Source organism: Pseudomonas sp. NFACC56-3, from assembly GCF_900100025.1.
GTDB lineage: Bacteria > Pseudomonadota > Gammaproteobacteria > Pseudomonadales > Pseudomonadaceae > Aquipseudomonas > Aquipseudomonas fluorescens_AA.
Genome location: NZ_FMTK01000011.1, coordinates 33387 through 46011, shown reverse-complemented (window position 1 = coordinate 46011; position 12625 = coordinate 33387). Strand labels below are relative to the sequence as shown.

Below are 12625 nucleotides of genomic sequence, written 5' to 3'. Positions count from 1 at the left end.
CAAATTAATGGTTCGAAGGCTCATGGCCGGTCCTCTTGCATGCGTGTCGCAATGATAACGGCTGCCGCGAAGGCGGCGAGGCTGGCGAGGCTGAACGTCCAACTGGCGCCCAGGGCGTTCCAGCTGTAGCCGGAGTACAACGCGCCCAAGGCCCCGCCCGTACCGGCCAGCGCGGCATACAGCGCCTGCCCCTGGCCTTGCTGGCGAGGACCGAAACTGCGTTGCACGAAATGGATGGCCGCGGCGTGAAAGCTGCCGAAGGTCGCCGCATGCAGTACCTGAGCGAACAGCAACACCCAGAGAAACTCGGCCAGCGAGCCCAGCAACAGCCAGCGCAACGCCGCCAACAGGAAACTGGCCAACAGTACCCGACGCACGGAAAACCGCGCCAGGATCCGGCTCATCAGCAGGAAGACCAAGACTTCCGCCACCACACCGACCGCCCAGAGCAGCCCGATCAAACCGCGGCTGTAACCCAGGCGTTCGAGGTGCAGCGTCAGGAAGGTGTAATACGGCCCGTGGCTCACCTGCATCAGGCCTACACAAATGTAGAACGCCAGCACGCCAGGGTTGCGCAGTTGCCGCAGGAAGCCCTCCCCCGCGACTCGCGGCCCCTGCAATGGCTGGGCGTTGGGCACCCAGAAGCTTGCAAGGACGATGCCGGCCATGATCACCACCAGCGTCAACGGGTAGATGTCCAGGCTCAGCCATTCGAACAAGCGACCGAGCACCACCACGGTAATGATGAAACCGATGGAGCCCCACAGGCGGACCTGACTGTAGCGCGAGGCCTGCCCGCTCAAGTGGGCCAGGGTGATGACTTCGAACTGCGGCAACACCGCGTGCCAGAAAAACGCATGCAAGGCCATGACCATCGCCAGCCAGGCGTAGCTTTTATCGATGAAGATCAGCGAGAAGGTCAGCAGCGTGCAGATCGCGCCAAACCGCACGATCGCCAGGCGTCGGCCGGTGTAATCCCCCAGCCAGCCCCAGATGTTCGGCGCCACGCAGCGCATCAACATCGGGATCGCCACCAGCTCGCCGATGCGCGCCGCGTTGAAGCCCAGGTGATCGAAATACAGCGCCAGGAACGGCGCCGTCGAACCGAGCAGGGCGAAATAGAACAGATAGAAGCTGGAGAGCCGCCAGTACGGCAGTGCCGCCATGGTCGTCAGGCCACGGCGGCTGGCAGGCCGGCCATCAAAGTTGCCCCAGCACCGGGGTGCTGACGCGGACGTCGGCGTTCTGGCCGCGATGACGCAGCAAGTGATCCATCAGCACGATGGCCATCATGGCTTCAGCGATGGGCGTGGCACGAATGCCGACGCACGGGTCGTGACGGCCCTTGGTGATCACATCTACAGGGTTGCCATGGATGTCGATGGAGCGTCCCGGCGTGGTGATGCTGGACGTCGGTTTCAAGGCCAGGTGCGCCACGATCGGCTGCCCCGAGGAAATGCCGCCGAGAATACCGCCGGCATTGTTGCTGAGGAAACCGTCCGGAGTCAGTTCGTCACGGTGCTCGGTGCCACGCTGGGCGACACAGGCGAAACCGGCGCCGATCTCCACGCCTTTCACCGCGTTGATGCTCATCAGCGCGTGGGCCAGCTCGGCGTCGAGGCGGTCGAAGATCGGCTCGCCCAGGCCCGGCATCACGCCCTCGGCCACCACGGTGATCTTCGCACCGACCGAATCCTGGTCACGGCGCAGTTGGTCCATGTAGGCCTCGAGTTCCGGCACCTTGTCCGGGTCGGGGCAGAAGAAAGCGTTCTGCTCTACCGAATCCCAGGTCTTGAACGGGATTTCGATGGGCCCCAACTGGCTCATGTAGCCACGAATGACAATGCCCTGGCTGGCCAGGTACTTCTTGGCGATCGCCCCGGCCGCCACGCGCATGGCGGTTTCCCGGGCCGAGCTGCGGCCGCCGCCACGGTAGTCGCGCTCGCCGTATTTGTGGTGGTAGGTGTAGTCGGCGTGGGCCGGGCGGAACAGGTCCTTGATGGCCGAGTAGTCCTTGGACTTCTGGTCGGTGTTGCGGATCAGCAGGCCGATGGCGCAGCCGGTGGTGCGCCCTTCGAACACCCCGGAGAGGATTTCGACTTCATCGGCTTCCTGGCGTTGGGTGGTGTGGCGGCTGGTACCGGGCTTGCGACGGTCCAGGTCACGCTGCAGGTCGTCCAGGGAAATCTCCAGCCCCGGCGGGCAGCCGTCGACAATGGCGACCAACGCCGGGCCATGGCTTTCGCCCGCGGTGGTGACAGTGAACAGCTTGCCGTAGGTATTGCCGGACATGCAGGGTGCTCCGTGAAAAACGCTGAGAGACTCAACCTTGGATTCGTAGTGGGCGCCAGTATACGCAGGCTCCCCGCGTAGTTCATCCTCGAACCTTATCGGCGGCCACCAGTCCAACCGGCACCTTCGCAACTAATGGCGTGATGATGTTAAAGCTGCTTGCCCTAAGCCTTACCTTGTTTACCGGCCTGTTTTCCTGCCTGGCACAGGCCACGGTGCTGCAACGCCCCATCAGCCTCGACACCGGCAGCGGTGAGCTTTTCGGCTCGTTGTTGCTGCCCAAGTCCGACACGCCGGTGCCGGTTGTCCTGATCATTTCCGGGTCCGGTCCTACGGATCGCGACGGCAACAACCCCGAGGGCGGGCGCAACGACAGCCTCAAGCGCCTGGCCTGGGTGCTGGCCAGGCACAACATCGCCAGCGTGCGCTATGACAAACGTGGCGTGGCCGCCAGCCTCGCGGCGACACCGGACGAGCGCAACCTGAGCGTCGAGGCCTATGTGGCCGATGCCGTGGCCTGGAGCCACAAGCTCGCCGCCGATCCACGCTTGGGCCCGTTGATTCTGCTGGGCCACAGTGAAGGCGCGTTGATCGCCAGCCTCGCCGCGCCCCAGGCCAACGCGGCAGCGGTGATTTCGCTGTCCGGCAGTGCCCGGCCGATCGACCAGGTATTGCGCCAACAACTGAGCAACCGCCTGCCGCCGCCGTTGATGCTGCGCAGCAATGAGCTGCTCGACAGCCTCAAGGCCGGTCGGCTCGACAGCAACGTGCCGGCGCAACTGCAAGTCATTTTCCGCCCCAGCGTACAGCCCTACCTGATCTCGCTGTTCCGCCAGGACCCGGCCCGGGCCTTCGCCGCGCTGAAGATGCCAGCCCTGATCGTTCAGGGCAGCAACGATATCCAGGTCGGCGCCGATGATGCCCGGCAATTGAAAGCCGCCAAGCCCGACGCCGAACTGGCGTTGATCGAGGGCATGAACCACGTGATGCGCATCGTGCCCAACGACGTGAAACGGCAACTGGCCTCCTACAAGGACCCCAACCTGCCCTTGGCGGCCGAACTGGGTACGCGGATTCTGCGTTTTATTGACTCGTTAGCCGCGCGTTAGGCGGTTTTAGTCGATTTAGCTTCAGTACTGGCAAAAACAGCCGATAACCCGGTGTCGGATAGCGCATTGGCTACCGACCCGCCGGCCTGGACAGGATTTTGCCGTTATGACTGAAACTCAAGCTTCCCCCGACACCGCTGCCGAAGCCCCCGCCTCGTCTGCGGTGGAGCTGCCGTGGGCCGACGTGCATACCGAGCATCACAAAATGCTCCGCCTGGCGCCGCTCAAGACCGACCGCGCCACCGGTGTGCGGCCGCTGCGGTTCGTCGAGTTCAGCCATGTCGAGCGCCACAGCAAGGAACGCAGCCTGCTGCGCATGAGCATCCAGCTGCCGAACCAGCGAGTGCGCAAGGAACAGAATCACCTGGATGTCTGGGCCGACCACGTCGAAAAACGCCTGTTCTTTTCGCCGGAAAACCTGCAAATCGAACCGTTGAATCGGGGCATCGGCCGTTTCCTCGCGGCCCAAGGCATTACCTGGGCCAAGAAACGCTGGTCGGCCTATCAGGTCGAGGGCGCCGACCTGGATAACAAGGATGCCCTGAACGAAGACACTCGCCTGCGCCGCGACCGCTTTCTCAAGGCCCAGGGTTTCGAGGTGGCCTACGCCGACGCCCAGCACCTCAAGGGCAGCATCAAGCCGGCCCAGGTGGGCGATTTGGTCGGGGACTGGAACACCGAGAAGCTGCAGTTCGTGACCATCCTTGAAGCCGCGCAGATGCTGCAACAAGCCGAGCAGAACCTGGCGGAACAGGAAGTCAAACTCAAGCAGCAGGAAGATAAGGTCACCAAGTTCAAGCGCGAAGACGCCGGCCTGCGCTTCACCATCACCTGCCTGGTGGCCTTTGCCATGTTCCAGGCGGGATTGCTGATCTGGATTGCGACGCGCCATTGAACTCAATAGCGCGTGAGTAACTCTGTGGGAGCGAGCTTGCTCGCGATAGCGATGGATCAGTCAACTGCAATGTGGCTGATCCGACGCCATCGCGAGCAAGCTCGCTCCCACAGTGGGTGTATCCAGATGGGTAAGAGGGATCAAACCCGCGAAGCGAACAACCCCTGGTGCTGGCGGCACTGCTCGGCGCTGAGCATGAACACGCCATGGCCGCCGCGCTCGAAGTCGAGCCAGGCGAAATCGACTTCCGGATACAGCGCCTCGACGTGCACCTGGCTGTTACCGACCTCGACAATCAACAATCCCTTCTCGGTCAGATGATCGGCCGCCTCGGCCAGCATCCGGCGAACCAGGTTCAAGCCATCATCGCCACAGGCCAGGCCCAGCTCAGGTTCGTGCTGGTATTCCGGCGGCATGTCGGCGAAGTCTTGCGCATCGACATAAGGCGGGTTCGACACGATCAGGTCGAAACGCTGCCCCGGCAAACCGTCGAAACCATCGCCCTGGACGGTGAACACACGCTCATCGACGCCATGGCGCTCGATGTTCTGGTTGGCCACTTCCAGTGCTTCGAACGACAGGTCGGCCAGCACCACCTCGGCCTCCGGGAATTCATCGGCGCAGGCAATGCCGATGCAGCCGGAACCGGTGCACAGATCGAGAATCCGTGCCGGCGCCTGGCCCAGCCAAGGCTCAAAACGCTTTTCGATCAGTTCACCGATGGGCGAGCGCGGAATCAGCACCCGTTCATCGACGATGAACGACATGCCGCAGAACCAGGCCTCACCCAACAGGTAAGCCGCCGGGATGCGCTCGGCAATACGCCGACGCAGCAGACGCTGCACATGGACCAACTCCTCGTCTTCAAGACGGCAGTCCAGGTAGCTATCGGCAATTTCCCAGGGCAGGTGCAACGCGCCCAACACCAGTTGCCGGGCTTCGTCCCACGCATTGTCGGTGCCATGGCCGAAAAACAGATCCTCCCCATGGAAACGGCTGACGGCCCAACGGATATGGTCGCGCAGGGTACGGAGACGGGAAGTGATCACGGCGGCAAACTCCAGAAAAATCGACGGGCGAGTCTACCAGCCAAACGCGGCCCCACCCAAACGCGCCTTGTTGACGAACGAAAAGCGCCGGACCAATCGTAGGATTTATCCGTTTTTCGCACCATCTATTGAACAGGACGAGCATCTTGACAAGGCTGTAGGCCAGCAACGGCGGCCCTTGCGATGGAAGCGATTCACAGAACCGCTCAGCCAGAGGACAATGTCGCAAAAGCCCCACTCGAAGGAGCCCCAGAATGTCCGTTCCAAAAACGATGTTTCAACTCAGCGGCCGTGGTTATGCAGCGGCCAATCTGAGTCAAGCGACCTTGATCATCATCGATGCCCAGAAGGAATACCTCGCAGGGCCCCTGGCCCTGAGCGGCATGGATGCAGCCGTCGCGAACATCAAGCAACTGCTCGGCGCGGCCCGTGCAGCCGGTCGCCCGATCGTGCATGTGCGCCACCTGGGCACCCATGGCGGGCTGTTCGATCCACAAGGCGAACGCGGGGAATTCATTCCCGGCCTCGAACCCCAGGGCGACGAAACCGTGGTCGAAAAGTTGCTACCCAGCGCCTTCCACGGCACCGAGCTGAAAAAGCGCCTGGAAGATTTCGGCCCCCTGGACCTGATCGTGTGTGGATTCATGAGCCATTCCAGTGTCAGCACCACCGTGCGCGCCGCCAAGAACCTGGGCTTTCGCTGCACCCTGGTGGAAGACGCCTGCGCCACGCGCGACCTGCCTTACAAGGGCGGTGTCCTCAGCGCCGAACACGTGCAGCAGACCGAAATGGCGATCATGGCCGACAACTTCGCCACCCTGGCCTTGACCCGCGACTTCACCTGATGCGCCTTGATGAGCGGCCCGTTCTGCCGCTCATCCGCAAAAGCCTCTCATTTGCCGCAATTGCCCTACCTTCAGGAACAACCCGAATATCTTCCGGTCGAAGGGCCGATACCCATTGAGGAAGGTCGGAATGAAGTTATCCGATGGTTTTGACGCCCGTCGCTTGCGGCCCAAGGGCCCGAGCAACTGGCGTTTTCGTTTTGGCGCGGCGATCGCTGCGCTCCTGGCAACACTCGGTGTACTGCTGGCCATGGCCGGTGCGGCCAGCCTGCTGGGCCGTCCACCCGCACTGGGCGAGTTGAATGCCACCCCGCTGGGTTCGGCGATCATCCTGGCAGCCGGTCTTGTCGTATTGCTGTTGGGCGTCTGGCTCTGGCGCCGCTGCCGCCGTCGCGCCCGTCAATCCCTGGAGCTGGCCATGGCTCCGCACCTGATGAAAAAGCACGACTGATTCGCCACCCGACGTTTTGTCGCGCCTGATCCCGCCAGAGTTGGGTAAACTGGCCGGCTTCGCGGAGGCTGACATGCAAGACGACGACTTTTCCCTGTTCAAAAGTGCCATCCAGGGCGTAAAACCGATCAAGCACGACCGTGCCGAGACCGGCAAGCCCAAGGCCGATCGCGCGCAAATCGCCAAGCTGCGCCAAGCCGCCACCGTGCGCACCGACGCCACGACCGTGGACGGCTTGTCCGATCAGTTCGTGATTGACGTCGGGCCGGAAGACGAGTTGATGTGGGCGCGCGACGGTGTCCAGGAAAGCCAGATGCGCAAGCTGAAGGTCGGCCAGATCCCCTTCGAAGGCAGCCTCGACCTGCACGGCATGAGCGTCGAAAAGGCCCGGGAAACCCTTTGGGCGTTCCTGGCCGAAGCCACCCGATTCGAAATCCGCTGCGTGCGCGTCACCCATGGCAAAGCCGTACGCCTGGATGGCAAGCGACCGATGATCAAGAGCCACGTCAACACCTGGTTGCGCCAGCACCCGCAAGTGCTGGGCTTCACCTCCTGCCAGGCGAAACACGGTGGCGCCGGGGCGGTCTACGTGATGCTCAAGCGCACCATGATGGAAGGCCGCGACGAATAGCCTTCACTTGCCGAGCTTGCAGCGCCGTGTCCGCCACCGTACCCTTGCCCTTTGCGAAAAATCCCACAGGTAGCTTCATGTCTCTGGAACAGAATTACACCGCGATTCTCGGCCAACTGGGCGAGGACGTTTCCCGCGAGGGCCTGCTCGATACGCCCAAGCGCGCTGCCAAGGCCATGCAGTACCTCTGCCGCGGTTATGAACAAACGCTGGAAGAAGTCACCAACGGTGCCTTGTTCAGCTCCGATAACAGCGAGATGGTGCTGGTCAAGGACATCGAGTTGTACTCGTTGTGCGAACACCACCTGCTGCCTTTCATCGGCAAGGCCCACGTGGCCTACATCCCGAGCGGCAAGGTGCTGGGGTTGTCGAAAGTCGCGCGCATCGTCGACATGTATGCGCGGCGCCTGCAGATCCAGGAAAACCTCAGCCGCCAGATCGCCGACGCGGTCCAGCAAGTGACCGGCGCCCTGGGTGTGGCGGTGGTGATCGAGGCCAAGCACATGTGCATGATGATGCGCGGTGTGGAAAAGCAGAATTCCTCGATGATCACTTCGGTGATGCTCGGCGAGTTCCGGGAAAACGCCGCCACTCGCAGCGAATTCCTCAGCCTCATCAAGTAACCCGTCGCCAGAAGAAAACCGGCCTGCATCGCCGGTTTTTTTTCGCCGGTGAAAAATCAGGTAAGCTGCGCGCCCTCTTCTTCCCCGCCGCGAGGCTGAATACCGTGATCGTCAAAGCGCTTCGAGTTGGCCTGGGCCAGCTCATCATCTTCATCGATTTCATCACTCGCCCCAGCAAGAAACAGCGCCCGGCCGAGGCCCAGGCGCAGGTCGACCAGGCCGCCCGCAGCCTGACGCTGTATCAATTCCACGCCTGCCCGTTCTGCGTGAAGACCCGCCGCACCTTGCGCCGTCTCAACGTACCGGTGGCGCTGCGCGATGCGAAGAACAACGCGCAGGATCGCCAGACGCTGCTGGAACAAGGCGGCAAGATCAAAGTGCCGTGCCTGCGTATCGAAGAGAATGGCGAGACCACCTGGATGTATGACTCCAAGGTGATCATTGAGTATCTGGATAAGCGGTTCTCTGCAGCCTGACCATTTTCTACTGGGGCTACTGGCCTCATCGCGAGCAAGCTCGCTCCCACAGGGGGCCGGTGTTGATTGAAATCTGCAATCATCCATACATCCACTGTGGGAGCCGAGCTTGCTCGCGATGGAGCCCGGACAGCCACCGCAAAGCCCCCTGACATCAAGCCGCTTTCGCCGCCAACGCCTCCCGCACCACCCCCGCCAACCGCTTGAGCCCTTCGTCCAGCCGCGCCGGGTCGATGTGGCTGAAGTTCAAGCGCAAGTGCCCCGGATGCTGGTCCGGCTCCGGGAAGAATGGCTCCCCCGGCATGAACGCGACGTCGGCCGCCAACGCCGCGGCGAGCAACGTGCGGGTGTCCAGCGGTTGCCTGAGGGTCAGCCAGAAAAACAACCCGCCCTGGGGCACGTTCCAGTCCGCGATATCAGAGAAATGCTTTTGCAACGCCGCCTGGAACCGATCGCGACGGTCCCGGTAGAAATCCCTCAATTCACTCAAATGGCTGCGGTACTGTTCGGTACCGATCCATTGCAGCGCCTGCCACTGACCGATGCGGTTGGTGTGCAGGTCCGCCGACTGCTTGAGCCGTAGCAGGTGCGGGAACAAATCCGGACTGGCGATCAGGTAGCCCACCCGTAGCCCCGGCAGCAGGGTTTTCGACACGGTACCAGTGTAGATCCAACTGGCCTTCTTCAAGCGACTGACGATCGGCGTGGCACTGCCGCCATCGAATGTCAGCTCGCGATAGGGTTCGTCCTCGATCAGGGTGACGCCAAACTCGTCCAGCAGCGCCGCCACGGTATCGCGCTTGGCTTCGCTGTAGCGCACCGCCGAGGGGTTCTGGAACGTCGGAATCAGGTAGATGAATGCTGGCCGATGCCGCTCCAGCCGGGCCCGCAACAGGTGCAGGTCTGGGCCGTCGGCCTCCAGGGGCACGGTGATGCAGTCGGCGCCGAACAGTTGGAAAATCTGCAACGCCGCCAGGTAGGTCGGCGCTTCGAGCATCACCTCAGTGCCCACGTCGATGTGCAGCTTGGCCGCCAGGTCGAGGGTTTGCTGGGAGCCGCTGACCACCAACACCTGACTCGCCTCACAGGCCACACCCAGCCCCCGCGCCTGGGCCGCCAGGGCTTCGCGCAGGGCCGGTTCGCCTTCGCTCATGCCGTACTGGCCCATGGACAACGGCATGGCCGTCCATTCCACCTTCGGCAGCATGGCTTCGGCCGGCAGGCCACCGGCGAACGACATCACTTCAGGGCGCTGCGCCGCCGCGAGGATTTCTCGAATCAAAGAACTTTTGAGGCGCGAGACACGTTCGGAAAAAGCCATGGGGTCACCTGTAGCGGGTCGCTGGAAAAATGAGTCAAACTGGTTGACTGAAATTACTCCGACCTCTCTGGATACGTCAATATGATTGACCTTAAAAACCCGACTTCCCAACAAATGGCCATGGAAGCGTTTTTCTTCGGTTACCAGGCATTCACTGCCAAGGCCGATGAAATGCTCGAGCGTCGCGGGTTGAGTCGGGTCCACCAGCGCATCGTTTTTTTCATCGCCCGCTACCCGTCCTTGAGCGTGAAGGAATTGCTGGCCCTGCTCGGGGTGAGCAAGCAGGCGCTGAACATGCCGTTGCGGCAGTTGATGGAAATGCACCTGGTGAACAGCGTCGCGTCCGAGACCGACAAGCGTAAGCGGCTGTTGGAGCTGACGGCCGAGGGCGAGCGGTTCGAGCAGGCGTTGCGGCGTGAGCAGGTGAAATTGCTGGAGCGGGTGTTTGCCGAGGCTGGGGAGGCGGCGGTGAATGGATGGTTGGCGGTGAACCTGGCACTGGGCAAGTCTGGCGACTGAGGGCGTCTGATCCGACGCTATCGCGAGCAAGCCCGCTCCCACAGGAGACGTCGCCAGACACAAATCTTGCATTCACCACAGCACATTGTGGGAGCGAGCTCGCTCGCGATAGCGCCCGCAAGGGCGATATACCTCTATCACCCGACATTTCGTCGACAACACAGAAAACATTATTTGCATTATTTGTATACAAAAGCATAATTCGCTTCGTGCGAGTTCCTGACCAAAAGGTCAACATACTTCGCCAGCCTTACCTGCCTCAGCGTATCGCAGCCACCCCAGGGCGTTTGCGGTGCTGGAAATAACAATAAGACTCTTGAGGAGTACTCGCTGTGGAAAGCCGCAAACCCGAAGCCCGGACGCTGGACCTCTCGCCGCCACTGCGCAGTGGCTGGCTGGAACGCCTCTTCAAACTCAGCTTGCATGGCACCACGGTGAAGACCGAGCTGATTGCCGGCCTGACGACCTTCATCACCATGGCCTACATCATCTTCGTCAACCCCAATATCATGGCCGACGCCGGCATCGATCACGGTGCCGCGTTCGTCGCCACCTGCATCGCTGCCGCCCTGGGCTGCCTGTTGATGGGCCTGTACGCCAACTGGCCGGTGGGCCTGGCACCGGGCATGGGCCTGAACGCGTTCTTCACCTACACCGTGGTCGGGACCATGGGCTACAACTGGGAAACCGCGTTGGGCGCGGTGTTCGTTTCCGGTGTGCTGTTCATGATCCTGACCCTGTCACGGGTACGCGAGTGGCTGCTCAACAGCATTCCCGTGAGCCTGCGGTTCGCCATGGGCGCGGGGGTCGGGTTGTTCCTCGGGCTGATCGGCCTGAAAACCGCCGGGATCATCGTCGACAGCCCCGCCACCCTGATCAAGCTCGGCTCGTTGCGTGAGCCTGGTCCGCTGTTGGCCGCGGTGTGCTTCCTGATGATCGCCGTGCTCAGTTACCACCGCGTGTTCGGGGCGATTCTGATCAGCATCATCGCCGTGACCCTGGCCGGTTGGGGGCTGGGGTTGGTGCAGTACAACGGCGTCATGTCGACCCCACCCAGCCTGGCCCCGACCTGGATGGCGATGGACGTGGCCGGTGTGTTCAACGTCAGCATGATCAGCGTGGTGCTGGCCTTCCTGTTCGTACACATGTTCGACACCGCCGGCACCTTGATGGGCGTTGCCCAGCGCGCCGGCCTGGTGAAAGCCGATGGCAAGATCGAGAACCTGTCCCGCGCCTTGAAAGCCGACAGCGCCTCCAGCGTATTCGGCGCCATGGTCGGTGTGCCGCCGGTGACCAGCTACGTGGAAAGCGCCGCCGGTGTGGCTGCCGGCGGCCGCACGGGGCTTACCGCCGTGACCGTCGGTGTGCTATTTATTGCCGCCATGTTCTTCGCGCCGCTGGCCGGGATGATCCCGGCCTATGCCACCGCCGGCGCATTGATCTACGTGGCCATGCTGATGATGGGCGGCATGGCCCACATCGAATGGGACGAACCGACCGACAGCATTCCGGCCATCGTCACGGCCATCATGATGCCCCTGACGTTCTCGGTCGCCGACGGTATCGCCCTGGGGTTCATCACCTATGTGGTGCTCAAGGCCGGCACCGGTAAACACAAGGAAATCTCCATCAGCCTGTGGGTGCTCTGCGCGATCTTCATCGCCAAGTTCATCTTCTTGTAAGCGATACCGTATCCACCCCGCCTCACCCTTGGGTGAGGCTTTTGTCCATCAGGAGCAAAGCAATGAATCTGGAAACCTGGCTGTTGTTCAGTGGCGCCGCCTTGGTGGTGATCCTCATCCCTGGCCCGCTGTCGCTGTTGATGATCGGCAACAGCCTGAACTACGGCCTGCGCCGCTCGTACCCGGCATTCCTCGGCGGGGTGATCGCGTCGATCTGCCTGCTGAGCGCTTCGGCGCTGGGGCTCGGTGCGTTGCTGCTGGCGTCGGAGCAATTGTTCAGCGCCCTGAAAATCGTCGGCGCCCTGTACCTGTTCTACCTGGCCTGGCAGAGCTGGCAACAATCGCGGCAACCTGCCCAAGGCGCCGAAGTGCCCCAGGCCGCCGCAGTGCCACGTTTCCGCGCGTTGTTCGGCCGGGCGTTCGTGCTGGGCGCCAGCAATCCGAAGGACATCCTGTTCTTTGCCGCGTTCCTGCCGCAGTTCTTGAGCGCCGAGCAACCCTTCCTGCCGCAGCTGCTGATCATGATCGCCACCTGGACCGTACTCGACCTGCTCTGCAAGCTGGCCTACGGCCTCGGCGCCCACGGCGCGGCGCGCTATCTGCGTACCGGCAAGGGCCAGAGCTGGTTCAACCGGATCAGCGCGGGCCTGTTTGGCGGCGCGGGTGCAGCCTCCTTAATGTCCGCCCACTGAGCCCTCGGTTTTGCGAATGCCTTTTGTGTGCGGCATTCGC

At 62.3% G+C, this 12625-nt stretch carries 14 protein-coding genes; 10 read left to right on the top strand and 4 right to left on the bottom strand.

The features are described 5' to 3' along the window. Positions 1-20: 20 nt before the first annotated feature. Positions 21-1166, bottom strand: coding sequence for an MFS transporter (locus BLO80_RS16220; protein ID WP_092328399.1), 1146 nt, complete (start codon positions 1164-1166; stop codon positions 21-23). Positions 1167-1200: 34 nt separating this feature from the next. Then, positions 1201-2292 carry a chorismate synthase gene (gene aroC, locus BLO80_RS16215; RefSeq protein WP_060741135.1) on the bottom strand — a complete coding sequence of 364 codons (1092 nt, stop codon included), beginning with the start codon at positions 2290-2292 and terminating at the stop codon, positions 1201-1203. A 143-nt stretch (positions 2293-2435) separates the two neighbouring features. On the opposite strand from aroC, the gene BLO80_RS16210 reads away from it, so the two are divergent. Together BLO80_RS16210 and BLO80_RS16205 are read left to right on the top strand one after the other, a co-directional pair. Beyond that, complete coding sequence (locus tag BLO80_RS16210; RefSeq protein WP_092328402.1) at positions 2436-3401, top strand: alpha/beta hydrolase; 966 nt, start codon at positions 2436-2438, stop codon at positions 3399-3401. A 106-nt stretch (positions 3402-3507) separates the two neighbouring features. Then, complete coding sequence (locus tag BLO80_RS16205; RefSeq protein ID WP_092328405.1) at positions 3508-4296, top strand: hypothetical protein; 789 nt, start codon at positions 3508-3510, stop codon at positions 4294-4296. 140 nt (positions 4297-4436) lie between these two features. On the opposite strand, the gene prmB is transcribed toward BLO80_RS16205, so the two are convergent. Beyond that, the gene (gene prmB / locus BLO80_RS16200; RefSeq protein WP_092328407.1) at positions 4437-5345 is read right to left on the bottom strand and encodes a 50S ribosomal protein L3 N(5)-glutamine methyltransferase; all 909 of its coding nucleotides are present in this window, start codon (positions 5343-5345) and stop codon (positions 4437-4439) included. Positions 5346-5599: 254 nt separating this feature from the next. Between prmB and BLO80_RS16195 the strand changes: the two genes are divergently transcribed. The 5 genes from BLO80_RS16195 to BLO80_RS16175 all read left to right on the top strand — a co-directional run bounded on the left by BLO80_RS16195 (position 5600) and on the right by BLO80_RS16175 (position 8371). After that, entirely contained in the window at positions 5600-6190 is a 591-nt protein-coding gene (locus tag BLO80_RS16195) for a cysteine hydrolase family protein (protein WP_024618514.1), read from the top strand. Between the two features lie 130 nt (positions 6191-6320). Next, complete coding sequence (locus BLO80_RS16190; RefSeq protein ID WP_060741130.1) at positions 6321-6641, top strand: hypothetical protein; 321 nt, start codon at positions 6321-6323, stop codon at positions 6639-6641. A 73-nt stretch (positions 6642-6714) separates the two neighbouring features. Then, entirely contained in the window at positions 6715-7272 is a 558-nt protein-coding gene (locus tag BLO80_RS16185) for a Smr/MutS family protein (protein WP_053146321.1), read from the top strand. A 77-nt stretch (positions 7273-7349) separates the two neighbouring features. Beyond that, positions 7350-7895 carry a GTP cyclohydrolase I FolE gene (gene folE / locus BLO80_RS16180; RefSeq protein WP_003204506.1) on the top strand — a complete coding sequence of 182 codons (546 nt, stop codon included), beginning with the start codon at positions 7350-7352 and terminating at the stop codon, positions 7893-7895. A 104-nt stretch (positions 7896-7999) separates the two neighbouring features. Next, complete coding sequence (locus BLO80_RS16175) at positions 8000-8371, top strand: glutathione S-transferase N-terminal domain-containing protein (protein WP_092328409.1); 372 nt, start codon at positions 8000-8002, stop codon at positions 8369-8371. A gap of 154 nt (positions 8372-8525) precedes the next feature. Here BLO80_RS16175 and BLO80_RS16170 read toward each other — a convergent pair whose 3' ends face one another. Further along, positions 8526-9692 (bottom strand): aminotransferase-like domain-containing protein, encoded by a 1167-nt coding sequence (locus BLO80_RS16170; RefSeq protein ID WP_092328412.1) that lies wholly within the window; start codon positions 9690-9692, stop codon positions 8526-8528. A gap of 81 nt (positions 9693-9773) precedes the next feature. On the opposite strand from BLO80_RS16170, the gene BLO80_RS16165 reads away from it, so the two are divergent. The 3 genes from BLO80_RS16165 to BLO80_RS16155 all read left to right on the top strand — a co-directional run bounded on the left by BLO80_RS16165 (position 9774) and on the right by BLO80_RS16155 (position 12585). After that, complete coding sequence (locus BLO80_RS16165; RefSeq protein ID WP_060741128.1) at positions 9774-10211, top strand: MarR family winged helix-turn-helix transcriptional regulator; 438 nt, start codon at positions 9774-9776, stop codon at positions 10209-10211. Between the two features lie 332 nt (positions 10212-10543). Next, entirely contained in the window at positions 10544-11893 is a 1350-nt protein-coding gene (locus BLO80_RS16160) for an NCS2 family permease (protein ID WP_092328415.1), read from the top strand. A 62-nt stretch (positions 11894-11955) separates the two neighbouring features. After that, entirely contained in the window at positions 11956-12585 is a 630-nt protein-coding gene (locus BLO80_RS16155; protein WP_072406504.1) for a LysE family translocator, read from the top strand. The last annotated feature ends 40 nt before the right edge of the window (positions 12586-12625 follow it).